Origin of the sequence: Cyanobium sp. WAJ14-Wanaka (assembly GCF_024345375.1) — a bacterium.
In the GTDB taxonomy this organism is placed as follows: domain Bacteria; phylum Cyanobacteriota; class Cyanobacteriia; order PCC-6307; family Cyanobiaceae; genus Cyanobium_A.
In genome coordinates, this window is the sequence record NZ_JAGQAZ010000002.1 from 88,075 (window position 1) to 110,272 (window position 22,198).

At 65.3% G+C, this 22,198-nt stretch carries 25 protein-coding genes; 10 read left to right on the top strand and 15 right to left on the bottom strand.

The window, feature by feature from the left end:
- The first annotated feature begins 8 nt into the window (after positions 1-8).
- Together KBY49_RS07255 and KBY49_RS07260 are read left to right on the top strand one after the other, a co-directional pair.
- On the top strand, positions 9-719 hold the full coding sequence (locus tag KBY49_RS07255) for a DUF305 domain-containing protein (RefSeq protein ID WP_254934147.1): 711 nt from the start codon (positions 9-11) through the stop codon (positions 717-719).
- Positions 700-822 (top strand): DUF3721 domain-containing protein, encoded by a 123-nt coding sequence (locus tag KBY49_RS07260; protein WP_254934148.1) that lies wholly within the window; start codon positions 700-702, stop codon positions 820-822. Before KBY49_RS07255 ends, KBY49_RS07260 begins: the two co-directional genes overlap by 20 nt.
- A gap of 38 nt (positions 823-860) precedes the next feature.
- On the opposite strand, the gene KBY49_RS07265 is transcribed toward KBY49_RS07260, so the two are convergent.
- Genes KBY49_RS07265 through menA form a run of 3 tightly spaced genes read right to left on the bottom strand, consistent with a single transcriptional unit; the run spans position 861 to position 4,101 of the window.
- Positions 861-2,129 carry an AMP-binding protein gene (locus tag KBY49_RS07265; RefSeq protein ID WP_254934149.1) on the bottom strand — a complete coding sequence of 423 codons (1,269 nt, stop codon included), beginning with the start codon at positions 2,127-2,129 and terminating at the stop codon, positions 861-863.
- Entirely contained in the window at positions 2,126-3,130 is a 1,005-nt protein-coding gene (locus KBY49_RS07270) for an o-succinylbenzoate synthase (protein WP_254934150.1), read from the bottom strand. The genes KBY49_RS07265 and KBY49_RS07270 overlap by 4 nt, the downstream gene beginning before the upstream one ends.
- Positions 3,115-4,101, bottom strand: a complete 987-nt coding sequence (gene menA, locus KBY49_RS07275) for a 2-carboxy-1,4-naphthoquinone phytyltransferase (protein WP_254934611.1) — start codon at positions 4,099-4,101, stop codon at positions 3,115-3,117. The genes KBY49_RS07270 and menA overlap by 16 nt, the downstream gene beginning before the upstream one ends.
- A 53-nt stretch (positions 4,102-4,154) precedes the next feature.
- Between menA and KBY49_RS07280 the strand changes: the two genes are divergently transcribed.
- Positions 4,155-5,582: an isochorismate synthase MenF gene (locus tag KBY49_RS07280; RefSeq protein WP_254934151.1), complete on the top strand. Its 1,428-nt coding sequence runs from the start codon at positions 4,155-4,157 to the stop codon at positions 5,580-5,582.
- Here the strand turns inward: KBY49_RS07280 and gshB are convergent.
- Together gshB and grxC are read right to left on the bottom strand one after the other, a co-directional pair.
- Positions 5,552-6,556 carry a glutathione synthase gene (gene gshB, locus KBY49_RS07285; RefSeq protein WP_254934152.1) on the bottom strand — a complete coding sequence of 335 codons (1,005 nt, stop codon included), beginning with the start codon at positions 6,554-6,556 and terminating at the stop codon, positions 5,552-5,554. The two genes, KBY49_RS07280 and gshB, sit on opposite strands and share 31 nt — an antisense overlap.
- A gap of 5 nt (positions 6,557-6,561) precedes the next feature.
- Positions 6,562-6,822 (bottom strand): glutaredoxin 3, encoded by a 261-nt coding sequence (grxC, locus tag KBY49_RS07290; RefSeq protein WP_254934153.1) that lies wholly within the window; start codon positions 6,820-6,822, stop codon positions 6,562-6,564.
- An 88-nt stretch (positions 6,823-6,910) separates the two neighbouring features.
- Here grxC and prfB point away from each other — a divergent pair.
- The 6 genes from prfB to KBY49_RS07320 all read left to right on the top strand — a co-directional run bounded on the left by prfB (position 6,911) and on the right by KBY49_RS07320 (position 10,668).
- Positions 6,911-8,036 (top strand): peptide chain release factor 2 gene (prfB, locus tag KBY49_RS07295; RefSeq protein ID WP_254934154.1). Its coding sequence is split into 2 segments (ribosomal slippage): positions 6,911-6,985 and positions 6,987-8,036, totalling 1,125 coding nucleotides; the frame shifts between segments, so codons are not numbered across the junction.
- The gene (locus tag KBY49_RS07300) at positions 8,029-8,235 is read left to right on the top strand and encodes a DUF3285 domain-containing protein (protein ID WP_254934155.1); all 207 of its coding nucleotides are present in this window, start codon (positions 8,029-8,031) and stop codon (positions 8,233-8,235) included. Before prfB ends, KBY49_RS07300 begins: the two co-directional genes overlap by 8 nt.
- An 11-nt stretch (positions 8,236-8,246) precedes the next feature.
- Complete coding sequence (ybeY, locus tag KBY49_RS07305; RefSeq protein ID WP_254934156.1) at positions 8,247-8,816, top strand: rRNA maturation RNase YbeY; 570 nt, start codon at positions 8,247-8,249, stop codon at positions 8,814-8,816.
- A gap of 24 nt (positions 8,817-8,840) precedes the next feature.
- On the top strand, positions 8,841-9,275 hold the full coding sequence (locus KBY49_RS07310) for a diacylglycerol kinase family protein (protein WP_396099601.1): 435 nt from the start codon (positions 8,841-8,843) through the stop codon (positions 9,273-9,275).
- Between the two features lie 6 nt (positions 9,276-9,281).
- Positions 9,282-9,875, top strand: coding sequence for an aminodeoxychorismate/anthranilate synthase component II (locus KBY49_RS07315; RefSeq protein ID WP_254934158.1), 594 nt, complete (start codon positions 9,282-9,284; stop codon positions 9,873-9,875).
- A 64-nt stretch (positions 9,876-9,939) separates the two neighbouring features.
- Positions 9,940-10,668: an MBL fold metallo-hydrolase gene (locus KBY49_RS07320; RefSeq protein WP_254934159.1), complete on the top strand. Its 729-nt coding sequence runs from the start codon at positions 9,940-9,942 to the stop codon at positions 10,666-10,668.
- Here the strand turns inward: KBY49_RS07320 and KBY49_RS07325 are convergent.
- From KBY49_RS07325 to mnmE, 8 genes are all read right to left on the bottom strand, one after another.
- On the bottom strand, positions 10,649-11,779 hold the full coding sequence (locus KBY49_RS07325; RefSeq protein ID WP_254934160.1) for a histidinol-phosphate transaminase: 1,131 nt from the start codon (positions 11,777-11,779) through the stop codon (positions 10,649-10,651). The genes KBY49_RS07320 and KBY49_RS07325 overlap by 20 nt on opposite strands.
- Positions 11,779-13,608 (bottom strand): arginine--tRNA ligase, encoded by a 1,830-nt coding sequence (gene argS, locus KBY49_RS07330; RefSeq protein ID WP_254934161.1) that lies wholly within the window; start codon positions 13,606-13,608, stop codon positions 11,779-11,781. The genes KBY49_RS07325 and argS overlap by 1 nt, the downstream gene beginning before the upstream one ends.
- Positions 13,609-13,669: 61 nt before the next feature.
- Positions 13,670-14,842 carry a cyclophane-forming radical SAM/SPASM peptide maturase GrrM/OscB gene (gene grrM / locus KBY49_RS07335; protein ID WP_315857012.1) on the bottom strand — a complete coding sequence of 391 codons (1,173 nt, stop codon included), beginning with the start codon at positions 14,840-14,842 and terminating at the stop codon, positions 13,670-13,672.
- Entirely contained in the window at positions 14,839-15,249 is a 411-nt protein-coding gene (grrA, locus tag KBY49_RS07340) for a GrrA/OscA1 family cyclophane-containing rSAM-modified RiPP (RefSeq protein WP_254934162.1), read from the bottom strand. Before grrA ends, grrM begins: the two co-directional genes overlap by 4 nt.
- A 72-nt stretch (positions 15,250-15,321) precedes the next feature.
- The gene (gene grrP, locus KBY49_RS07345) at positions 15,322-16,260 is read right to left on the bottom strand and encodes an extracellular substrate binding-like orphan protein GrrP (protein WP_254934163.1); all 939 of its coding nucleotides are present in this window, start codon (positions 16,258-16,260) and stop codon (positions 15,322-15,324) included.
- 24 nt (positions 16,261-16,284) lie between these two features.
- A complete protein-coding gene (nadC, locus tag KBY49_RS07350; RefSeq protein ID WP_254934164.1) occupies positions 16,285-17,148 on the bottom strand; it encodes a carboxylating nicotinate-nucleotide diphosphorylase in 864 nt (287 codons plus the stop codon).
- Positions 17,145-17,972: a hypothetical protein gene (locus KBY49_RS07355; protein ID WP_254934165.1), complete on the bottom strand. Its 828-nt coding sequence runs from the start codon at positions 17,970-17,972 to the stop codon at positions 17,145-17,147. The genes nadC and KBY49_RS07355 overlap by 4 nt, the downstream gene beginning before the upstream one ends.
- A gap of 63 nt (positions 17,973-18,035) precedes the next feature.
- Entirely contained in the window at positions 18,036-19,406 is a 1,371-nt protein-coding gene (gene mnmE, locus KBY49_RS07360) for a tRNA uridine-5-carboxymethylaminomethyl(34) synthesis GTPase MnmE (RefSeq protein WP_254934166.1), read from the bottom strand.
- Positions 19,407-19,454: 48 nt separating this feature from the next.
- Between mnmE and KBY49_RS07365 the strand changes: the two genes are divergently transcribed.
- Complete coding sequence (locus tag KBY49_RS07365) at positions 19,455-19,598, top strand: hypothetical protein (RefSeq protein WP_396099606.1); 144 nt, start codon at positions 19,455-19,457, stop codon at positions 19,596-19,598.
- On the opposite strand, the gene KBY49_RS07370 is transcribed toward KBY49_RS07365, so the two are convergent.
- Together KBY49_RS07370 and KBY49_RS07375 are read right to left on the bottom strand one after the other, a co-directional pair.
- Positions 19,595-19,783: a hypothetical protein gene (locus KBY49_RS07370; RefSeq protein WP_254934167.1), complete on the bottom strand. Its 189-nt coding sequence runs from the start codon at positions 19,781-19,783 to the stop codon at positions 19,595-19,597. The genes KBY49_RS07365 and KBY49_RS07370 overlap by 4 nt on opposite strands.
- Positions 19,784-19,873: 90 nt before the next feature.
- Positions 19,874-22,192: a bifunctional (p)ppGpp synthetase/guanosine-3',5'-bis(diphosphate) 3'-pyrophosphohydrolase gene (locus tag KBY49_RS07375; RefSeq protein ID WP_255002964.1), complete on the bottom strand. Its 2,319-nt coding sequence runs from the start codon at positions 22,190-22,192 to the stop codon at positions 19,874-19,876.
- Positions 22,193-22,198 lie beyond the last annotated feature (6 nt).

The following is a 22,198-nucleotide window of genomic DNA, read 5'->3' on the forward strand; positions in this document are numbered from 1 at the left end:
CTTGGGCCATGCGCCGCGCCTTGACCTTTCTGATCCTGATAAACCTCCTAGCAGCTACCGCCAAGACCCCCACCGCCCGAGCCCAGGTCAACCAACATGACCATCACCAGATGACGGGGTCGCCAGCTACGGACTCGCCCCCCCTTGATCAAAGCAGCGCCCACAGCCACGACGTGGGGCCATCGGGAAGCACCTACGACCTGCGCTGGATCGATGCAATGGTTCAGCACCACACCGGTGCCCTACGCATGGCCGAGTTCGTGTTCAACGTGGGCTCACCTGGTGTTGGGGCCATGGCCAACAGCATCTGGAGGGATCAGGCGCGCGAAATCAAGTCGATGGGTCAGTGGCGCAAGGCCTGGTATCCCGAAGCCCCGGTGTTTTCTGTGGTGCTGCGCCCTAATGGCAACCCCAATGAAATAAATGCTCTGATCCCCATGGGCGCCGCTCAGATTCAGGCGATGCAGTTAATGGGCTCAACTCCCACCCGTGAAAACCGGGTCAACTGGTTTTTGGAAGGAATGATTGCTCACCATGGCGGAGCTCTCTTAATGGCTCACGATGCGCTCAGGAAGAGCAGTAACAACACCATCAGGCGCCTTGCCCAACAAATCATCGTGGCCCAAAGGCAGGAAATTTTGGAGTTGCGCCGCATGCTCAAGCACGACGGCTTGGACAAACCCAACTACTACCAATTCGATGCCCTATTCACCTTCTGATAAAGAGGTGGACTGCAAGGGAACCCACAAGAACAATGGGATATGGATGCCCTGCGCCCATGAGCAAGTACTGTCCCCGGCCCTTAGGGCCAGGTGGTGTTGATTGTCTCCGGGCTGGCCATGCTTTTTCAAGCAGTCCCTTTAAGCCAGCTTCTCCAGTTTTTGGGCGGCCCAACTGCGCCAATGGCCCCGTTGCCATTTGCCCGCCGCCGTGGGGGCCAACTGGGGGCAAATGAGCCAGCGGCGCGGCCGCTCAGCGGCAGGCCAAGCCAGGGTTAGCTGCGCCAGGTCCCCAATCAACCTTGCGCCGCCTTCACTAGCTGCGTCTCCTTCACCGCCACCTTCACGGGCACTTGCACCAGCATCAGCCCGCACTAGAGCCACCAGCCGCTCACCCCAGGCCGGTTCCGGCAAGCCCACCAAAAGCAACTCCGCCAGGGGCAAGCCTGCCGCCGCGGCCAGGGCCTTGAGACTGGCTTCTAGTTGCTCCGGAAACACCGTTTCGCCGCCGCTGTTAATGGCCCCATCGAGGCGGCCCCCCAGCTCCAGGCCTGCGGCAGTGATGGCTCCGGCGTCGCCACTGCGCCACCAGCCATCGGCCGTGAGCGGCAACGGCTGCAGCCCGGCCGAGTTGGCCATCAAAAACCCGGGGCTCAATCGGGGGCTTTGGACCTCCACCGCCGAGCCCGCCAACGCTGAGTCAGCCGCAGCGAGCCGCAACTGCACATCCGCCAGGGGCAGGCCACAACCGCAAACCCCGGCCAAGAATTGGGCCGGGGGCAGGGCACAGACCATCGCCGCCGTTTCGGTGGCGCCGTAGCAAGGGGCCAGGGGCAACTCCAGCCGGCGGGCCTCGGCTGCCAGTTGGGCCGGAAGGGCAGCACCGCCCACCCAAATCACCGCCAGCTGGCGCAACCAGTCCACCGCCTCTGGCACCGCCAAAAGCCTGGCCAATTGGGTCGGCACCAGGGAAATCAGGCCCGGATGCTCCTTGCTCCAGGGCAGCTGGGCCAGGGCAGGGCCCGTGTTCCGCAGGAGGGCCGCTGGGATGGGGCAATGGCGGGCACCCCAGAGGCGCGTCCTTACCTGTGGCAATAGGCCGCTCACATGGTACTGCGGCAGCGGATTCCAGTGCCAACAGCGACCAGGATCGATGCCTTGATCGTTCAACCAGCTGGCCGTAGCTCTGGCCGATGCCTCCAGATGGCTGAGGGGCTGGAGGCACCAGCGGCGGCCACCGCTGGCCATGCTGCTGCTGCCACCGCTGGCCACCACCACTCCGGGTCCCCAGCGCTCCTCCAGGGCCTGCCAGCAGTCGGGCTCAAGCGAGCCAGCCAAGAGATCCTGCTGTTCGGCTGGGGCCAAGAGCACCAGCTCTCCCTGGCGCCAAGCCTCCTCCAGATCCCTCATCCCGCCGCCTCCCACACCTGCTCGGGATCGGTCGCAAATAGGGGGCCCTCCGGGCACCAACCCGGGGCCAGGCCCGGGGCCGTGGGGGTGGGGCCCTGGATTTGCAAAGCCGCCAGATGGTGCAGCCAACGGCGGCCGATGCCGGTTTCAAGGGCCGTGCTGACCATCCAATGGGGTTGGCCGGCCTGCAGGGCAGCCAATAGGGGTCGGGGGTCGCCTTCCAGGGAGGGGCGCCGCACCTGCCAACCCTGCCAATCGCCAGCCCAGGCGAGGCCCTGGCGCAGGGATTCATCAAGGGCGACCGGCAGCCTCCGGGCCAGGGCCTCAAGGCCCGATTGGTCGTGGGGGGCCAGGGGCTGCTCAAGCCATTCCAAGCGGGGTTCATCCCCCAGCCGACTGGCCCATTGATCGGCGCTGGCGCGATCCCAGCCGCCATTGGCATCCAGGCGCAGCTTGGCCCAGGGCGGCAGGCATGCCAGCAGCGATGCCAACACCTCAAACTCAGTCTCCAGGGAGGCTGCCGCCACCTTCCATTTCACGGTGAATCGCGGCTGGCCAGGGTCGCCATCCCGCAAAGAATCCCTGGCCAAGAGGGTCTCGAGGGCCCCCAAAGCCACTGGCCCCGCCGGCAACAAGTGGGCCGATGCCGGGGGCGCCAACCACTCCGTAATTGCCCCATCGAGTTCGGCCAGGGCCGATCCCAAGGCAAAGGCCAGGGGCGCAGGGCCAGCCGTCAGCCAATCCTCCAGAGCGGCCCGATCGAGCAGGGCCGGCAACTGCTGCAATGCTTTTGCCAGGGCGGAACCCTGCTGCCAATCCACCAGCTCGCCCCAGCCGAGGCGACCATCGGCCGCCTCCAGGCGCAGCAGCCAGCCGCGGCGGTTCTTGATCGCTCCATGGGCCGTAACCAGGACCGCCGGCAGTTCAAAGCCATAGGGCCTCCAGGCCAAGCGCAGGGGCTGGTGGATCAATGCCTCGCGGTGGCTTAGGGCAGCAGCCATGGGCCAAGCGCCAAGCCAAAGGCCAGCCCCAGCCCATTGAGCGCCTGGAAGCGCAGGGCCAAAAACTTGCTGCCGCCAATCTTTTCGGGTTGGGCGTGGTGGGCCCTCAACATGCCAATCAGGGCCCGCGCTGGCGGCAAGCCCACCACCCCGAATAGGGCAGTTAGGGGCCATTGGCCCGCCAGAACCGGAGCCCACTCAAACGCCAGGACCAGGGCCACGAACCAGGGCACCAGGGAGGCGGCCCTAGCAGTGCCAAGCCGCACCACGGGCGAGCGCTTGCCATGGACGGAGTCCTCCTCCACCTGGTGGAAATGGGAGCAAAAAAGCACCAAGGTGGTGGCCAGGGCCGGACCAGCCCCCAACTCAATCGCCTGCTTCCAGGGAATGGCCAGGGCTGTGGCCGCTGCCGGGGCTGTGGCCGCTGCCGGGGCTGTTGCCGCTGCCCCTGCTGGGCCAAGGGCCAGCAGGCCCGCCGCCGTGGCCAGGGGACCAAAGGCCAGCCAGCAGAGGGGTTCGCCCAGGCCCCGGTAACTCCAACGGAAGGGCGGCCCCTGGTAAAGATAGCCCAGGCCGCAGCAGGCCAGCACCAGGGCCAACACCGCCGGCGTGCTGCGCCAGGCCACCAGGGCCATCAGGGCCAAGCCCAGCAGCAGGCAGCAATTAGCCAGGCTCGCCACCCGATCGCGGCGACCGGTGAGGTTCACCAATGAATGGGGCTTGCCCTGGGCATCTACGCCCGTATCGGCATCAAAAACGTCGTTGGCGAGGTTTTCCCAGGCCAGCAGCAACACCGCCGCCAGCAAAAACAGCAGCAGCTGGTCTGGCCTGACCAGCTCCCCGCGGCCCAGGCGCCAGCCCGCCGCCAGCAAAACGGGCATCACCGCCACCGCATACATCGGCCACTTGATCGCGGCCTTCCAAAGGGCTCGTCTGGCGTAACGGCTTGCGACGACCTCGGGCTCTGGCATGGGCGCCACAGGCGGCAATCACGGTAAGACCCATACATTTGAGCAGCCCTTCGATGCGGCCCCAGGCCCAGCTGGTGCAGCCCACCCCCTCAAAAGCCCCTTCCTTCGCCGAATTACTGGCCGTAGCAGCCGATCGGGCTGGCCAGTTGGGGGACGATGCCGTCTTGAGTTTGGCGGTGCCCCTAAACGGGGGAGACCCCATGGCCCTGCTGCCCCACCTGGATTCAAGCGACGGTTTCCGCTTCCTCTGGGATGGGGCCCCGGGGCTCTGTATTGCCGCCAGCGGCCGCTGCAACGGCCTCGAACTGAGCGGGCCCCGCCGCTTCGAACTGGCCCAACGCTTTGCCAGTGCCAGCCTGAGCCGCCTGGCCACCCCCTCCACCTGCCCGCCCCTGGCCCGGCCCAGGGTGCTGCTGGCCTTTGGCTTCTTTGAGGCCCCCCTGGAGAGCACGCCAGAGGCCATCGCCGGGGTCCAGGCCGTATTGCCCCGCTGGCAACTCAGCCGCCATGGCCAGCACGGCTGGCTACGGCTGCAAAGACCCCTGGGGGGCGGCACCACGGCCCGCAGCGTGGCTGAAGAACTCTGGGAGCAGCGCCTAGCCCTGATGGCCTTGGAGCCCGAGCAGCCGGCGCCGATCACTGCCCAAATCCAAAGCCGCACCGCCTGGGAAAACGGTTATCGCTCGGCCGTGGATCAAGCCCTCCAATTGGTTGATGGCGGCCATCTGCAGAAATTGGTCCTAGCCGTGCGCCAGGAATTAAACCTCGATCAGGCAATCGATCCCCTGGAGCTGCTGGCCCCCCTGCGCCGACACCAAAGCGGTAGCTGCCGTTTTCTCTGGCAGCAAAAAAGTGGGTCGGCCCTGCTGGGGGCATCTCCCGAGCGGCTGCTCACCGTGCGCCAAGGCCGGCTGCGCAGCGATGCCCTGGCGGGCACCACTCCGGTTGGGGAAGCAGCTTCCGAGCTGCTCAACTCGACCAAAGATCGCCATGAACATGCGCTGGTGGTCGATACGATCACCGCCGTACTGGCCAAGGCTGGACTCCAACCCCGGCGGCCTCGCCATCCGCGCCTGGCCCGCCACGGGCACCTGGTGCACCTCCACACCCCCATCACCGCCGATTGCCGGGGCCACCAACCCCTAAGCCTCGCGGCGGCACTCCACCCCACCCCGGCGGTGGCGGGTCTGCCCCGCCGGGAAGCGATGGGCTGGCTGCGCAGCCTGGAACCGTTTGAGCGGGGCCACTACGCCGCCCCAATCGGCTGGATCGACAGCTCCGGCGATGCCGACCTGCGGGTGGCCATTCGCAGTGGCACCCTGCGGGGCCGCCAGTTGGTGCTGACCGCCGGAGCAGGTCTGGTGAAGGGCTCCGATGTGGATCGGGAGCTGCAGGAGGTGGCGCTGAAGCTGGGGGTTTTGCAGCAACAGCTCAACCTTCCCGCCAAGTCTCAGGCTGCCAACAACCTCTCGATCGTTTGATCGGCCAGGGGAATTCCGCCCAGGCGTTCAACTTCGCGCACCCCGGTGGGGCTGGTCACGTTGATTTCGCTCAGGCGGCCATCAATTACGTCGATGCCCACAAAAAACAGACCCTCAGCCTTGAGGGCGGGGGCTAGGGCCGCGCAGATCTGGCGCTCCGTTTCGGTGAGCTCCGTAGCCTCGGGGGCACCACCGACCGCCAGGTTGCTGCGGAATTCACCGGCCATCGGCCGGCGATTAACCGCCCCCAAGGGGTCCCCTTCCACCAGCAAAATGCGCTTGTCACCGGCACTAACCGCCGGCAAAAAGGCTTGGGCCATCACCGGCAACCGCTGCTGATTGGTCACCAGTTCGAGTAGGGCCCGCAGGCCAGGGGCGCCGCCATGGGAGCGCACCACCCCCTGGCCGGCCCGGCCGCCAAGGGGCTTAAGCACCACATCACCGTGCTGGTCGGCAAAGGCCGTGAGTTGCTCCACCTGGCTACTGACCAGGGATGGGGCCATCAGGTGGCTCCAGCGCAGGGCGCCGAGCTTCTCATTCCAGGCCCTCAGGGAGGCAGGTCGGTTCAGAACCCGCACCCCGTGGCGTTCACCCAGGCCCAGCAGGTGGGTGCCATAGAGGTAGGCCTCATCGACCGGCGGGTCCTTGCGCATCCAGACAAACGGGAAAGCGTCTAGGGGCAACAGCTGGGGTTCGTCGAGCTCAAACCAGGGTTCAGGCACCCGCCAGCCTTCTGGGCCATGGTCCATCGGCGCCAGGCTGACCGGCTGGGCCCGGACCCAGGCCCCATGGCCATCGCTTGGCTTGCCGGGACGCTCAGCCGCGGAGAGATCGGCAAGCGTGCAGACCCAAACCTGCTGGCCCGCCCGCTGGGCCGCCTGCATCAGGGCCACACTCGAATCCTTAGCGGGATTTAGCCGGGCAATCAGATCGATCACAAACAGCTGGGAAGCCGCCCCTGCAGTAATGCTCACGGGAATCAGGCCGCCAAGAGGGCATCGAGTTGGCCGCTGCGCTCGAGGGCGTGGAGATCGTCGCAGCCGCCCACATGCTCGCCATTGATGAAGGTTTGGGGCACGCTGCGCCTTCCCCCCGATTTAGCGGCCATGGCGGTGCGGGCCGCTTCGTCGCCATCGATGGCAAATTCGGTGTAGGTCACCCCCTTGCGATCCAGGAGTTGCTTTGCCCGTATGCAAAACGGGCAGGAGCGCCAGGTGTAGATCTCAACGGTGGCGGCCATCTCAACAGATCCAATCGGGCTGCGCCAATCGTAGAAGCGGGCCTGGGATGCCATTGAGTACGGTCAAGCCACAGTTCAAGCCGCACCGGTGCTCGATCTCACCGATTTCAAACGCGATCTCTCCGAGCTCACTGACCGCCTGGGCCATGCCCAGGACTGTCTTTGACGTACCGGCCCTGAAAGCACGCCAACAGGACCTGGAGCAACTCGCCTCCCAGCCCGACTTTTGGAACGACCAACAGGCCGCCCAAAAGCAGATGCGCCAGCTGGATGAGGTCAAGGCCCAGCTGCAGCAACTGGGGTCTTGGCGAGGCGCCATAGCCGATGGGCAGGCCACCTTGGAGCTCTACGACCTGGAGCCCGATACCGACCTGCTGGAAGAGGCCAATGGAGCCCTCCAACAACTGAAAGCTGATCTAGATCGCTGGGAGCTGGAGCGGCTGCTCAGCGGCATCTACGACAAGGAGGGCGCCGTAATCAACATCAACGCCGGCGCCGGCGGCACCGATGCCCAGGACTGGGCCCTGATGCTGATGCGCATGTACACCCGCTGGTCCGAGGACCACGGCATGAAGGTGTCGGTGGCGGAGCTCTCCGAAGGGGAAGAGGCGGGCATTAAGAGCTGCACCTTGGAAGTTGATGGGCGCTATGCCTATGGCTACTTGCGCAATGAGAAGGGCACCCACCGGCTCGTGCGCATCTCCCCCTTCAACGCCAACGACAAGCGCCAGACCAGCTTTGCGGGGGTTGAGGTGATGCCCAAGCTCGACGAGGACGTCAAGCTCGATATCCCCGACAAGGACCTGGAGGTCACCACCTCCCGCTCCGGCGGCGCCGGTGGCCAAAACGTCAACAAGGTGGAAACGGCGGTGCGGATCCTGCACATTCCCACTGGCCTGGCGGTGCGCTGCACCCAGGAGCGCTCCCAACTGCAGAACAAAGAAAAGGCCATGGCCCTCTTGATGGCCAAGCTGATGGTGATTGCCCAGGAACAACGGGCCGCCGAAATTGCCGATATCCGCGGCGACATCGTTGAAGCCGCCTGGGGCAACCAGATCCGCAACTACGTCTTCCACCCGTACCAAATGGTCAAGGATCTGCGCACCGCCGAAGAAACCACCGATGTGCAGGGCGTGATGGATGGGGATCTCGATCCGTTCATCCAGTCGCTGTTGCGCCAGGGTGTGGAGGTGGCCAACAGCAACGATGACTGATCCCAGCGATATAAAAGCGCCGCCATCGGTACCGCCCCCAGCGGCACCACCTGCCAGCTTTGTGAAGCTGGCGATGCGCAACATGGTGCGCAAGGGCCGCCAAAGCCTGTTCCACTTTGGCCTGACAGCCCTTGGCCTCACTGGCTTCCTGTTGCTGATCGCCTGGCTGGGACGCCCAACCCTGCCTCCGGTCGCCTAACGCCAGCAGCGATGTCCACACCCCTGCCGCCCGATTTGGATTTGGCCTTTGAGCTGGGGGCTGTGCTGGGCCCTGCCCTTACAAAGGCGGCGGGGCCCTGGGCCGATCCCCTGGCCGGCGCCGACCTATGGCACCAAAAAATCAGCGCCTGGCTGGGCCAACTGGCGGCTGAACTGCCCACAGCGCTGCAGGCGAGCGCCTACTGCCTAGGGCTGACCCTGGTGGACGATCCGGCCATCGCCGAACTCAACCAGGACTGGCGCCAGAAAAGTGGCCCCACCGATGTGCTGGCCTTCGCAGCCCAGGATTCCTGCCAAGACGACTGCGGCCATGCCCTTGGGGCGATGCCGCGACCGGAGCCAGGGGGCCCAGGGGCCGAGGAGCTCGAACTGGGAGACATCGTGATTTCCCTTGAAACCGCCGCCCGCCAAGCGGCAGAACAGGGCCACAGCCTGGAGCGGGAAATGCTTTTCCTAGCCAGCCACGGCCTGTTGCACCTGCTGGGCTGGGACCATCCCGACGACGGGAGCCTGGCGGCGATGCTCGAGCGCCAGGAAAAGCTGATCGCAGGCGATAGCTAAATGGGCGGAGTTAAGGTGCCGACTGTGACCCCAGGAATTACCCCAGACGTGCACCGCCGCGGCCGCAAGCTGCGGGTAGGGGCATGGAAAGTGGCCGGCGACCTCCCGGCCAGCTTTCGCTATGCCGCCCAGGGGCTGGCCTATGGCTTTGCCAGCCAGCGCAATTTCCGCATCCACGTGATTACCGGGCTGGTGGTTTTTGGCCTTGGTCTCTGGCTGGGGCTGAGCCCGGAGCGCCTGGCCGTGTTGGTGCTGACCGTGGCCGCCGTGCTGGTGCTGGAGCTGCTCAACACCGCCACCGAAGCGGTGGTGGATCTGGCTATTGGCCGCCAATTCCATCCCCTGGCCCGCATTGCCAAGGACTGCGCCGCAGCAGCGGTGCTGGTGGCATCGCTGTCTTCGCTGATGATTGCCCTACTGCTTCTGGTGCCGCCCCTTTGGCTGCGGCTTGGCCTTTAGACGCCGATGTTGCTGGTCCTCGACAACTACGACAGCTTCACCTTCAACCTGGTGCAGTACCTGGGCGAATTGGCCAGCGACTATCCGCTGGCGGCGGAATTAAGGGTGGAGCGCAATGACGCCCTCAGCCTGGGGCAAATTCGCGCCCTGCAACCGGCGGCAATTCTGATTTCGCCGGGGCCGGGAGATCCCAACCAATCCGGAGTTTGTCTGGAGGTGTTGGCCCAGTTGAGCCCCACCATCCCCACCCTCGGGGTGTGCCTGGGGCATCAAGCCATTGCCCAGGTTTTCGGCGGCAAGGTGGTGAGAGCCAAGGAATTGATGCACGGCAAAACCTCACCGGTGCACCACCGGGGCCAGGGGGTGTTTGCCGGACTGCCCAATCCACTCACGGCCACCCGTTACCACAGCCTGATTGCGGAGCGCGAAAGCCTGCCGGATTGCCTGGAGATCACCGCCTGGCTAGAAGACGGCACGATCATGGGTCTGCAGCACCGGGATTTTGGCCACCTGCAAGGGGTGCAATTCCACCCCGAAAGCGTGCTTACCCAGGAGGGCCACAGGCTGCTCGCCAACTTCCTGAGCCTCGCCAGTAGCTAGCCAAGCCGGCTGCCGCTGCTAGTTTCGCGCCATCTGTGGTGCCGAAATCGGCCGCTTTAATTCGATGGCTCGTCCTGTTGGCCCCGCCCTGGTTGCGGCAGTTCTGGGGATCGCACCCCTGGCCTTGGCCGGCCCAGCTGCCACCGGTGGCGGCGTCAGCATTACCAGCTACGGCCACAGCGCCCTCTTGATCCAGGGTGGTGGCGCCCGGGTTTTGGTGAATCCCTTCAAGGCCGTGGGCTGCGCAGCGGGCCTGGGCGAACCCCGGGTAAGCGCCAATGTGATCCTGGCCAGCAGCCAACTGCTCGATGAGGGCGCCAAGGTGGCCAGCGGCAAGTTTTTGGTCAACCCCGGCAGCTATCGGGTGGCGGGCCTGAAGATCGAAGGCATCTCCGGGGCCCACGACCGCCTTGGCGGCAGGCGCTTTGGCCAGTCGACCCTGTGGCGCTGGAAGCAGGGGGGCTTGGACTTTGCCCATCTGGGGGGCACCGCGGCACGCTTGAGCCCTGCGGATCGGGTAATCCTGGGCCGCCCCGATGTGTTGATCATCGGTGTGGGAGGTGGAGCCAAGGTTTATGACGGCAGCGAAGCCGCTGAAGTGGTGCGTGAATTGCAGCCCAGGGTTGTGATCCCGGTGCAATACGTGGGCGGCAAAACCCCCAAGGGCTGCGACCAAACCAGCGTGGAACCCTTCCTCAAGGCGATGGCCGGCACGCCGGTGAAGCGCACCGGAACCCAGCTGAGCCTGCCCGGCAAGCTCGGCGATGCCACAGTTATTGATGTGATGCGTTGATTTCGGCGTAGCTGGCCCAGAAACGCTCCATCTGCCCGCAGGTGCCGATGCTCACCCTCAAGGAGCCATCGATCAGGGGCTTGCCGGCCATGGAGCGCACCAGGATGCCGGCTTGCCGCAGACACCGCTCCACCTCCTCAGCTGGGCACTTGGGCCAGATAAGTAGGTAGTTGCCCCCCGCGCAGTGGTGGCGCACGCCAGCCGCCTTCAGCTGCCCCACAAGCCAGGCCTTGGCCTTGCAAACCTCCGCCACGTAGGCATCGGTGTAGGGCTGGTCCGCCAGGGCGGCAAAGGCAGCCGTGACCGCAAAGCTGTTGATGTCGTAGGGGCCCGTTACCCGGCCGATGCGATCGATCACCGCGGGTGCCCCTAGGGCAAAGCCCATGCGCAGACCAGCCAAGCCAGCGGTTTTGGCCAGGGAACGCAGCACCAGCAGATTGGGCGTGGCCGCGAAATCGGCGCAGGGCAGCACGCTGTCGCCGGTGAAGGCCTCGTAGAGCTCATCCACCACCACCAGGGTCTGGGGGGCCGCCGCCGCCAAATCCAGGATCAGCTCCGGTGCCAGGCGGGTGCCGGTGGGGTTATTGGGATTGCAGATCAACAGGATGCGCGGTGGCTGCCAGCCGGGTTGATCCGAACCCAGCAAGGCCGAGCGCACCTGCCCTAAGGGGAAGCCAAAATCCGGCAGTTGGTAGGGGATGGCCTCGATCACCATGCCCTGCATCTGGGCGCACGGGCCGTAGTAGCCAAAGGTGGGGCTGGTGGTGAGCAGGCGATCCCCCGGGCGGCCATAGGCATGGAAAACGGCATGCAGGGCCGCATCTACCCCGTTAAAAAGGCCAACTTGATCTGGGCTTAGGGGGGAGGCAAGGGCCTCGGCCGCCAGGTTGGCGATCAGGGCCTCGCGCAGGCCGTCGTATTCGGGATAGATGGCGTAGTGGTCGGCAGCAATGGCCCGTATGGCCGCCACCACCTGGGGGCTCGGGCCCTGGGTGTTCTCATTGAAATCCAGCCGCAGCAGGCCCCGCCGCCCCTCTAAAGGAGCGCTGTAGGCCTGGAGGGCCTCCACCTCGGGGCGGGCCTGGGGCATGGGTTTCTCCTGGGAATCCATCACATCCGCTCCAGGGTGGGAATCCCCAGCAGGCCCAACCCCAGCTTGAGGGTGTCGGTGGTGAGGCGACAGAGGGCCAGCCGGGATCGGCGCGCCTGGGGATCGGCCTTGAGCACCGGCACCTGGTCGTAAAAACGGTTGAACACCTGGCTGAGCTCAAAGAGGTAGGTGCAGAGGCGATTGGGCAGCAACTCCTCCTCCACCTCAGCGATCACCGCATCGAACTGCAATAGGTGCCGCACCAGGGCCCACTCCTGGGGCTCGCTGAAGCTGAGATCGCTAACCGCCTCGCCACCCTCATCACCCCCGAGATCGCCACCTTTCCTGGCAATGCCTGCGATTCGCACCACCGCATAGAGCAGGTAGGGGGCCGTGTTGCCCGAAAGGGCCAGCATCCGCTCAAAGCTGAACTGGTAATTGGTGATGCGATTGGTGCTGAGGTCGGCATATTTCACCGCCGCCAGGCCCACGGTGGTAGCCGCGTGCTGGATAAAGGCCTCCTCTTCCTGGCGCCCCTCCTCCTCCAGCCTGCGGCGCAGGTCGGCCTCGCAGCGCTCCACCGCCCCATCAAGCAGGTCTTTTAGGCGCACGGTGTCGCCGGAACGGGTTTTGAGCTTTTTGCCGTCTTCCCCCTGCACCAGGCCAAAGGGAACGTGTTCGACGGTGTTTCCGGCGGGGATCCAGCCGGCGCGCTGGGCCACCTGAAACACCCCGGCGAAGTGGTTGGCCTGGCCGGCATCGGTCACGTAGATCACCCGGCCGGCCCCATCGCCCAGGGGCGTGGCCCCAAAGCGATAGCGAATGGCCGCTAGATCGGTGGTGGCGTAGTTGAAGCCGCCATCGCTTTTCTGGACGATCACGGGCAGGGCTTTGCCGTCTTTGCCGCTCACCCCCTCAAGGAAAACGCAGCGGGCGCCATCGTCTACCACCAGCAAACCGGCGGCATCAAGATCACTTACCACCGCCGGCAGATGGGGGTTGTAGAAGGATTCACCCCGCTCATCCAGGCTGATGTCGAGCTGGTCGTAGAGCTTCTGGAATTCCCGGCGCGACTGCTCACACAACAACTGCCAGGCCTGGCGGCTGACTGGATCACCTCCCTGCAGCTTGACCACCTCCTCCCTGGAGGTGGTCTGGAAGGTTTCATCCTCGTCGAAGCGGGCCTTGGCCTCGCGGTAAAAGGCCACCAGATCACCCAAATCGACCGCATCGGCGGTTTCCAGGGCCTGGGGCGCCACCTGCTTCAGGTGGGTAATCAACATGCCGAACTGGGTGCCCCAATCACCCACATGGTTGAGGCGCAAAACCGCATGGCCGCGGAACTCCAGCACCCTGGCCAAGGCGTCGCCAATGATCGTGGAGCGCAAGTGCCCCACATGCATCTCCTTGGCAATGTTGGGGCTGGAAAAATCGACAATCACCGGGGCTGACGGAGCTGCCGCCCCAGGGGCCTCCGCAACGCTGGGCACCCCCAGCCGCGGATCACCCAGACGCTGCGCCACCTCAGCAGCCAATAGCTCCGGCCGCAGGGTGAGGTTGATGAAGCCAGGGCCTGCAATCACCGGCTCCAGACAGAGCTCAAGGAAGGCGGGATCGAGAGCAAGCTGGTGCACGATCGCCTGGGCGATGGCCCGGGGCGCCAGGGCAAGGGGTTTAGCCAGGGGCAGGGCCCCATTGGCCTGAAAATCGCCAAATTCCGGCTTACTGGCCGGGGCCAGCTGGGGATCGAGGGGCTGGCCGGCCGCCAGGGCTGTCTCCGCCGCCTGCGGAAAGGCCCGTTCCATCGCCGACCGCAGCTGGGCTTCGAGGGTCTGGGCGATGCGCAACATGGGGCTGGGAAGGGCCGAAGCGGCGAAGGGGGCCTTTGATCATCCCTCGCCGAGAGACGAATCAGACCGGTATTTCCAGCATCCGCTCCAACCCATCGAGCACCACATCGGCCGTGAGCTTGATCCGATACCGGCAGGCCTGGGTTTCGGCGCAATCGAAGGTGCCGTGCTCCCAGTATTTGTTGCTGCCGGCTCCACCCCCACAGAGGCCGAAATAGGGGCACTCCTGCTGGCAACGGGCGAGGCCAGCGCGCATGTCCCGGTGAATGCGCTGGAACTTGGCCGTGGCGGCGATCGACACGAGGCTGTCCTTGAGCACATTGCCGAGCACGAAGTCGCCATAGGTGTCGGTTTCGACCGCCAACAGCTCCGGATCGAAGGTGGAGATCGCCCCCCGAGCATCCACATTGACGATCGCAAAGGGATGGGTCATGTCGGTGAGCTCCATCCGGGCGTCAGCCGCGGCCAGGCTGCAGATGCCATCGAACTCCCGCACCCGCATGCTCTCGGGGTGCTGCTGCCAGAGCTCCCAGAAGCGCCGCAGAAAAGCCTGATAGGCCTCCTCGGCATGGGGCCGGCTCAGGGTCGAGACCCGGTTTTCGCCCTCCGTTTCCTCCATGTTGAAGGCCACATTGGTAATGCCGTTTTCAACGAAGAAGGCAAACAACTCATCGGGGTAGCGCAGGGCCTCCTCCGTAATCACGGCGATCACCTGGAAGTGGATGCCGCGGCGCCGGAGATGGCCAATGCCCCGCAGGCTGGCGGCGTGGGTGCCCAGGCCGGTGCGGGTGCGCCGGTGCACGTCGTGGAGGAAGGCCGGCCCATCCATGCTGACCCCAACGGAGATGCCATTGCGCTCGAAGCAATCGCACCAGGCGTCGTTGATCAAGGTGGCGTTGGTCTGCACCGACTGGTGAATGCGCAGGGGCCCGCCGGCCCAGGCCTGCTCCGCCCGGCGGATGCGCTCCGTGGCCTCGTCGTAGAAGGAAATCGGCACCGTAAGCGGCTCGCCCGCATGCCACAGGAGCGTGAAATCTCCACCCACGTAGGGGCTCTCCAGGACCCGCTCCAGGGCTGCATCCAAAAGTTCTAGGGGGAGCCGATGGCGATCACTGCGGTTAGGCAGATAGCAGTAGTCGCAATCGAGGTTGCAGTAGGGGGTGGGCTGGATTACCAGCAGCTGCAGTGGTCCAAAGCCCTCGGGATTGCCCGGGGGCGGGGCGGCTGAGGTCACCAGAAGTTGACGAAGCCGCCGGGGCGCAGCAGCGGGCCGTTCAAGAAGCCGCCGTTGCCGAAGCCCCCATTGCCCCAGCCGCCATTACCGAAACCTCCGTTACCCCATCCGCCGTTGCCGAAGCCCCCATTACCAAAACCACCATTGCGGAAGCCCCCATTGCGGAAGCCGCCACCATTGCCCCACACGAAAGCCAACCTGCCGTCGGCCTGCTGGCCTTCGCCAGTGGTCGCTTCCGATTGTTCAGGCGCCTGCTCCCTCAAGGCTGCTGAGATGCGCCGCAACCTGGCCTCCACCGATCCAGGATCGCCCTCCAAAGGTGTAGTGACGGCACCGGCGCCGGCTGGGGCCAGGGCAGCCAACAGCAACAGAAAACTGAAGAGGCCAGATCGTGGGAAGGTCGCCATCGGATGCCGCCAGGGGAAAAGGAAAAAACTGAACAGAGGGGAATGGGCCGCCCGGGGGCGGCAAAGCAGCGATCAGCGGGGAGCTGCGGGGGAAGGCGTCACCAAAATGATGCCTTCACGGCCCTGAAGCACGGAGCCAAAGAAAACGCGAATGCGCTCCGGGGGCACCCCCAAGGCGCCCTGCTTGCCGACCCAGGCATCGACGGTCGCGACCGCATCCGGACGACCCTCTAGGTAACCCTGGAACAGCTTGGCAATGGCCACGTTGACCACGTTGAGCAGGGAGGAGTTGTTCTCCGGCACGATGCAGCCCAGGCCGTAGCTGAGGTAGGGCTGATCGGGCACCAGTTTCAAGCCGGGCAGTTTGCGCTGCTGGCGGAGCCCGGCGAGCAGGTTGGTGTCGCCCAGGACCCCATCAACTTTTTTTTGCTCCAGGGCCGTAACGGCCTGCAGCAGGGTGGGGTAAGTGACTGCCTTGGCCTTCGGCTGCAGACCCGCCAGGGTCCTGGCCCCCACGGACCCGTAAACCACTGCAACCTGCCGGCCGGCCAAGGAAGCTGGCGAACCATCCAGGGTGCCGCTGCGGGTGAGCAGCCTCAGGCCAGATAGGCCGATCGGCAGGGAGAAATCGACAAGCTTCTCGATCTCCCAGCTGAAGGGCACGCCACAGGCCAAACCGGCCCGGCCACCGCTCACTGCCTGCACCGCCTCGGCGCCGTTGTCGGTGGGCACAAAGCGAATTTGCACCTTGCTGCCAAGGGCCAATTGGAGCTCGCGATCGATGCGGCGAGCCACATCTATGGCGTAACCCTGGGGTTCACCCTGGGCACTAACACTGATCAGGGGCGGCGTATTGGTGGGACCCACCATCAGCACCTCACCGGTTTTAGCGGCCTGCTCCAGCACGGTTTCAGCGGAGGCTGCCGCCCATCCACCCGTACCTAGGGGAAGCAAGGCCGTTAGCGCTGCCAGCAACAGGGCGCGCCTGGGGCGAGGGTTGATCAAATTCAAGGTGCCAAGCCCGAAAAGGGACTTTCAGGAATTTAGGCCAACCTGGAAGCGCATGCTGATATCGAGCCAGGCGCTGCGGGTGATCGGCGCACTGGTGGAGATCAAATCAATGCCGGTGGCGGCGTAGGAGCGCAGTTGCTCCGGCTGAATGCCGGAGGCCTCCAGCACCACGGAAGCTCCGCGCTGGCCAGCTAGGGCCCGCAACTGGGGCACCAGGGCCGATAGCAACTCGGGGCTGAATTCATCGAGGAGCACCCCATCGGCCCCGGCGGCTACGGCTGCCTCTGCCTCCGCAGCGGTTTCCACCTCCACAATCACCCGGGTCGGCCAAGGGGCCGCCGCCCGCACGGCGGCAATCGCCTGGCCCACCCCAGCAGCAGCCCAAGCCAAGTGGTTTTCCTTGAGCATGGCCGCGTCATCGAGGCCAAGGCGGTGGTTGAGGCCGCCGCCACAGCGCACGGCGTACTTTTCCAGCAGTCGTAAACCCGGGGTGGTCTTGCGGGTATCGACCAGCCGCACCCCCGTGCCCTCCAGCTGCTGCACCAGGGCGGCCGTGGCGGTGGCAATACCGGAAAGACGCATGGCCAGGTTGAGGGCGGTGCGCTCTCCAGCCACCAGGGCCGGCCCATCCCCCTCCAACTCCAACAGACAGGTGCCGGCGCACACCGCCTGGCCCTCAGCCACCAATAGCTGCACCCGCAACTGGGGATCCAGCAGCCCAAACAGCCGCTCCACCAGCGGGCCGCCACAAAAGATGCCGTCCGCCTTGGCTAGCCAATGGGCCTGGCCCCTGGAGCCCTTGAGGGCAGCTGCGCTGAGGTCGCCGCGGCCCAGGTCTTCGGCAAGCCACTGGCGCAGTTGGGGTTCAAGGCCAAACAACTCCCTCATCGCTGGCGGGCCAGGTAGCCAAGGGTGAGATCGGTGGGGTCGGTCTGCAGATAGAAGTAGCCCCGCCCGGAGGCCAAAACAATCGCCCGATAGTTGTAAGCCCTGCCTGCCGCATCCACCTCTCGGAGCTTGGCCAGGCAGTTCGGCGCCAGCTCCATGGTGCCGGTGTAGCCGACCACATCACTCTTGCCGCCATAGCTAGAGACGGCCTTGCCCCGCACCTGGCCGGCGTTCCAAACCTCCCGCTGGATAACCGCATTGGGCAGCCAACGGCCGGCCTCCAGGGAATTGCCGCGCTGCACGCTGATCACCAGACCATCCAGTTGCTTCCAGCCACAAGACACCTCGGACTGCTCCACGTACTGGGCGCTAAACACCACCCCCACCTCGGTGCCAATCGCCACCTTGGGCCGGCCGGTGCGATCGAGGGCCACCTGGAGGGGCCGGCGGCTGGAGCGCCCTACGGGCTTAATTGACAGCCAACAGCCGGGCATCGAGCTGTAGGTGGCGCCGTAGGTCTCCTCCTCAAAACCTTGACCAAGGCGGCTATAGCGCACCCCCTCGATGCGGCCTCCGGGCAGCCATTGCTCCTGGGCCAATTCCGCCAGGGGCTGTACTCCCTTTTGCCCCTCACCCATCAGCACATAGCGGCCCGGTTTGGGCAGGGGGCAGCTCTGGGACCCAGGGGCCTTGAGCTCGGCCGCCCCGGCAGGCAAGACCGCCAGCTGGGGCGCTACCAGCAGGACCAGGGGCAGGGGCAGGGGCAGGGGCAGGGGCAGGGGCAGGGGCAGGGCCACTAGGGAGCGAAATATCAGGCCAAACATGCGGCTTAGGGCTACTACAAATCGCCTTATAGCCCCGAATACCCCCCCATACCCACCGCAGCCCTACTTACCGATGCAGAAGCGGGAAAAGACCCGATCCAGCACCGCCTCACTCACCTCTTCTCCTGTGATTTCCCCGAGGCTGCGCACCGCTGCCCGCAGGTCGATGGTCCAGAAATCCCAGGGCAACTGCTGCTCCGCCGCCTCCAGGGAGCGGACCAAACTTTCGGCGGCGGCGGCGGCCAGATCCCGCTGGCGGGCATTGAGGGCCACCTGCAGGCCCTCCAGGGGCACGGCCCCACAGCGGCGCAACAGCTCCGTCACCAACGCTTCGCGCCCCTCGCCCGTCAGGGCACTGAACACCACATCTGCCCTGGCTGGCTGGTCAGCCCCAGGGCCTCCATGGGCCTGCCACTGGTCCAGCTTGTTGCCGGCCACCACCAGGGCCACGGCCTCCGGCACCTGCTCCAGCAGCTCCTGGTCGGCGGCGGTCCAGCCCTCCAGCAGATCAAACAGCAGCAGCACCGCATCGGCACTAGCCAAGGCCTGGCGACTGCGGTCAATGCCGAGTTGCTCAACCCGGTCGCTGGTGGGTCGGATCCCGGCGGTGTCCAGCAGGGTGAGGGGGACCCCCTCAAGCACCAATTCACTTTCGAGGAGATCGCGGGTGGTGCCGGGTAGGTCGGTGACGATTGCCCGCTCCCGCTGGCTGAGCAGGTTGAGCAGGCTGGATTTACCCACATTTGGGCGGCCCACAATCGCCACCCGCAGCCCCTGGCGCAGCAGCTCCCCCTGGCGGGCCTGCTGCACCAGCTCCAGCAGCTCCGAGCGCACCTCCACCAGGGCGGCCACCACCGCCGCCCCATCGAGGGGAGGCAGATCCTCCTCAAAATCCACCCGGGCCTCCAATTCGGCTAGCTGATCCAGCAGACGTTCGCGCTGGGCTGAAATTTGCTGCTGCAGGCCGCCATCAATTCCCGCCATCGCCAACTGGGCAGCCCGGCGGCTGCGGGAGCAAACCATTTCGCTGATCGCCTCCGCCCGGGTCAGGTCGAGGCGGCCATTGAGGAAGGCCCGCTGGCTGAATTCCCCCGGCAGGGCCCGCCGCGCCCCGGCCGCCAGCACCAACTCCAATACCCGCTGCACCGCCACCACACCGCCATGGCAATGGAGTTCCACCACGGTTTCGCGGGTGAAACTGCGGGGCGCCCGCATCAGCAGGAGCAGGGCCTCATCCACCCGCTCACCGCTGGCTGGATCCTGCACATGGCCATAGAGCACCCGATGGCTCTCCCACAACTGCTGACCCGGCGCCGCAAATAGCCGCTGGCCGATCTCCTCCGCCTGGGGGCCGGAGATCCTTACGATCGCCACACTGCCTTCCCCGGGTGCCACAGCAGTGGCAATCGCGGCAATCGTTTCGCTGACATTCATGGCCCCATTTCAGCGCCGCGCCAGCCATTTGCGCAGCAAGCTCCAGGGTTGGCGGCGGGAATTTTCTGCGGCTGCTACCCGTTCTTTGGCCTGCAGATAGTGCTGGGCGTGGGCCTGGCCAGCTCCCTGCTGGGGGGCTGGCTCTACTGGCAATGGCTGGAGTGGGCGCATCGCCGCCAAAAACCGCTCTAGCTGCCCTGCAAACCCGGGAAAACCATCAGGTCGATGTGGCCGCCTTCCGGATGGCGCCATTCGCGGAACTCCTCGGCCAGGGCCCGCTGCTCCCCCGCCAGGGAACTGGCCTGAAGGGATTGGAGCCGCTGGTGCACGAGATCCAGGGTGTTGTCGATCAGTTCGGCGGCTTGCTCGGAGGTCATGGCTGGGCTCCCGAAAGGATTGGTCCAGGTGTAGGCCCATTAGCTCCGGGCCGCTGTAGCGACGGGCACCCTCGGCCGGTTTCCCAAGGCTCAACCAATCCCACTGCGGCAAATATCGAGCACATCGGCCATCGAGGAGATCTGGTTGATGGTGGAGCTGAGTTGGCTGGCGCTGTCGAGCTCCACCCGCAGATCGATGCGGGCCGGCTTACCGGCGCTGGTACGCACCCGGGCATCACTGACGTTGATGCGGTGATCGGAGAGGCGGGTAAGGATGTCCTTGAGGACACCAACCCGATCAAGCACCTCGATCCGCAGCTGGACCGGATAGCGGCGGTGCTGGGCCGTGGCGGCCGGATTCCAATTAACCGGTAGGCGCCTTTCGGGCGGCACGGAAACGAGGTTGGCGCAGTCCTGGCGGTGAATCGTGATTCCGTGGTTGCCCAGGGCCACCGCCCCGAGGATGGCCTCCCCCGGCAGGGCGCTGCAACAGCCCCCCAGGCGGTAGTCGAGGCCCTCCAGGCCCAAAATCGGGCTGGCACCGCCGCTGCCCCCGGGCACGTGGAACTCCTGATGGCCGGCCCCATGGGCCGCACCCACGCCCGCAGCCACCTCCTCATTGCTGGGGGTAGGGGCCGAGGCCTCACTGGCCAGGCGAAGCTCTTCGCGCAGGCGGTTGAGCACCTGGTGCAGGGTTACCCCGCCAAAACCGAGGGCGGCGAGGAGGTCTTCGCTGGCCACCAGGTTGCAGCGCTTCGCCACCTTGGCCATGGCCTCGCCATGGAGCAGGGCATCAAAGCCATCACGGCCCAATTCCCGCTCCAACATCTCCATGCCGCGGCTGATGTTCTCGTCGCGGTGGCTGCGTTTGTACCAGTGGCGAATCCGATTACGGGCCGTGGGTGTGGCCACAAAATTGAGCCAATCGAGGCTGGGATGGGCCGCCTTGGAGGTCAACACCTGCACAAAGTCTCCGTTCTGGAGGGGGGTGGCGAGGGGGCAAAGCCGGTCGTTGATTCGCACCCCCTGGCAGTGGTTGCCTATCTCGGAATGGATCCGGTAGGCAAAATCCACGGCCGTTGATCCCTTGCGCAGGCCCACCACATCGCCATTGGGGGTAAATACAAACACCTCCTCATCGAAGAGGTCCTCCTTGATCGAGGCGAGGTAGTCGCTGCTGTCGGTGCCCCCATCGTCTTTTTGCCAATCCACCAGCTGCCGCAGCCAGTTGAAGCGTTCGGTGTCGCCGGCGGCGGCAGGGGAGCCCCCTTCCTTGTATTTCCAGTGGGCGGCGATGCCGTATTCGGCCACCTGGTGCATGTCGGCGGTGCGGATCTGCACCTCAATTGGCCGGTGTCGGCCAATCACGGCGGTGTGCAACGACTGGTAGCCGTTTGGCTTGGGCAGACCGATGTAATCCTTGAAGCGTCCTGGGATCGGCCTGAAGGTGTCATGTACCACGGCCAAGGCCCGATAACAGCCCTCAAGGTTGGGGCAAATGATCCTCAGGGCCGCCACATCGAAGATCTCGTGGAAGGCCTTCTGCTGGCGCTGCATCTTGCTCCAGATGCCATAGAGGTGCTTGGGCCTGCCACTTACATCCACACCCTCCAGGCCCACTGCCGCCAGCCGATCCCTGAGCAATTGCACGGTGACGCCTAGGCGTTCTTCCCGCTCACTGCGCTTGGTGGCCACCTGCTGTTGCACATCCCTAAAGGCCTCGGGCTCCAGAATCTTGAAGGCCAAATCCTCCAGCTCCCACTTGAGCCGGCCAATGCCCAAGCGATTCGCCAAAGGGGCATAGATCTCCCGGGTTTCCCGGGCGATGCGCAGCTGCTTTTCGGGTTTGAGCGCCCCCAGGGTGCGCATGTTGTGGAGACGATCGGCCAGCTTCACCAGCACCACCCGGATATCGCTGGCCATGGCCAGGAACATGCGCCGCAGATTTTCGGCCTGGGCCTCGGTGTGGTTGGTGAAATGGATGCCGCCCAGCTTGGTGACGCCCTCGACCAGGGCCCTGACCTCGGCGCCGAAGTGATCTTCAATTTCGTCGGCGGTGACACCGGTGTCCTCGACCACGTCGTGGAGGAAGCCCGCCGCAATCACCCCGGCGCTGGCTCCGATGTCGCGCAGCAGGTCTGCAACGGCAATGGGATGGATGATGTAGGGCTCGCCAGTGGCCCGGAACTGGCCCTGATGCAGCTGGAAGGCGAAATCAAAAGCCGCTGCCAGCAGGGCTTCTGAATCGATGGGGCAACTCTCGCCGCTACCCGGCGGCACATGTTCGATGCAGCGCTGAAGCCACTCGGGCAGGGCCACTTCGTAGTCGGCGGGCGACTGAATCAGGCGCCGTTTCAGCGGGGCTGCCACCAGCTCCGCTGGCTCCAAATCGGGAACCGGCCTGAGCATCCCAAC

Bases quoted from the DNA above. Each gene is read 5' to 3' on its own strand.
- KBY49_RS07320 (WP_254934159.1), top strand. From the start codon at position 9,940: ATGGCTCGTCCTGTTGGCCCCGCCCTGGTTGCGGCAGTTCTGGGGATC.
- KBY49_RS07355 (WP_254934165.1), bottom strand. From the start codon at position 17,972: ATGTTTGGCCTGATATTTCGCTCCCTAGTGGCCCTGCCCCTGCCCCTG.
- menA (WP_254934611.1), bottom strand. From the start codon at position 4,101: ATGCCAGAGCCCGAGGTCGTCGCAAGCCGTTACGCCAGACGAGCCCTT.
- grrA (WP_254934162.1), bottom strand. From the start codon at position 15,249: ATGGCGACCTTCCCACGATCTGGCCTCTTCAGTTTTCTGTTGCTGTTG.
- KBY49_RS07255 (WP_254934147.1), top strand. From the start codon at position 9: ATGCGCCGCGCCTTGACCTTTCTGATCCTGATAAACCTCCTAGCAGCT.
- KBY49_RS07270 (WP_254934150.1), bottom strand. From the start codon at position 3,130: ATGGCTGCTGCCCTAAGCCACCGCGAGGCATTGATCCACCAGCCCCTG.
- KBY49_RS07260 (WP_254934148.1), top strand. From the start codon at position 700: ATGCCCTATTCACCTTCTGATAAAGAGGTGGACTGCAAGGGAACCCAC.
- nadC (WP_254934164.1), bottom strand. From the start codon at position 17,148: ATGAGGGAGTTGTTTGGCCTTGAACCCCAACTGCGCCAGTGGCTTGCC.
- KBY49_RS07265 (WP_254934149.1), bottom strand. From the start codon at position 2,129: ATGAGGGATCTGGAGGAGGCTTGGCGCCAGGGAGAGCTGGTGCTCTTG.
- ybeY (WP_254934156.1), top strand. From the start codon at position 8,247: ATGTCCACACCCCTGCCGCCCGATTTGGATTTGGCCTTTGAGCTGGGG.
- KBY49_RS07300 (WP_254934155.1), top strand. From the start codon at position 8,029: ATGACTGATCCCAGCGATATAAAAGCGCCGCCATCGGTACCGCCCCCA.
- KBY49_RS07325 (WP_254934160.1), bottom strand. From the start codon at position 11,779: ATGGATTCCCAGGAGAAACCCATGCCCCAGGCCCGCCCCGAGGTGGAG.
- KBY49_RS07370 (WP_254934167.1), bottom strand. From the start codon at position 19,783: ATGACCTCCGAGCAAGCCGCCGAACTGATCGACAACACCCTGGATCTC.
- argS (WP_254934161.1), bottom strand. From the start codon at position 13,608: ATGTTGCGCATCGCCCAGACCCTCGAAGCCCAGCTGCGGTCGGCGATG.
- KBY49_RS07375 (WP_255002964.1), bottom strand. From the start codon at position 22,192: ATGCTCAGGCCGGTTCCCGATTTGGAGCCAGCGGAGCTGGTGGCAGCC.
- KBY49_RS07315 (WP_254934158.1), top strand. From the start codon at position 9,282: ATGTTGCTGGTCCTCGACAACTACGACAGCTTCACCTTCAACCTGGTG.
- mnmE (WP_254934166.1), bottom strand. From the start codon at position 19,406: ATGAATGTCAGCGAAACGATTGCCGCGATTGCCACTGCTGTGGCACCC.
- grxC (WP_254934153.1), bottom strand. From the start codon at position 6,822: ATGGCCGCCACCGTTGAGATCTACACCTGGCGCTCCTGCCCGTTTTGC.
- KBY49_RS07280 (WP_254934151.1), top strand. From the start codon at position 4,155: ATGCGGCCCCAGGCCCAGCTGGTGCAGCCCACCCCCTCAAAAGCCCCT.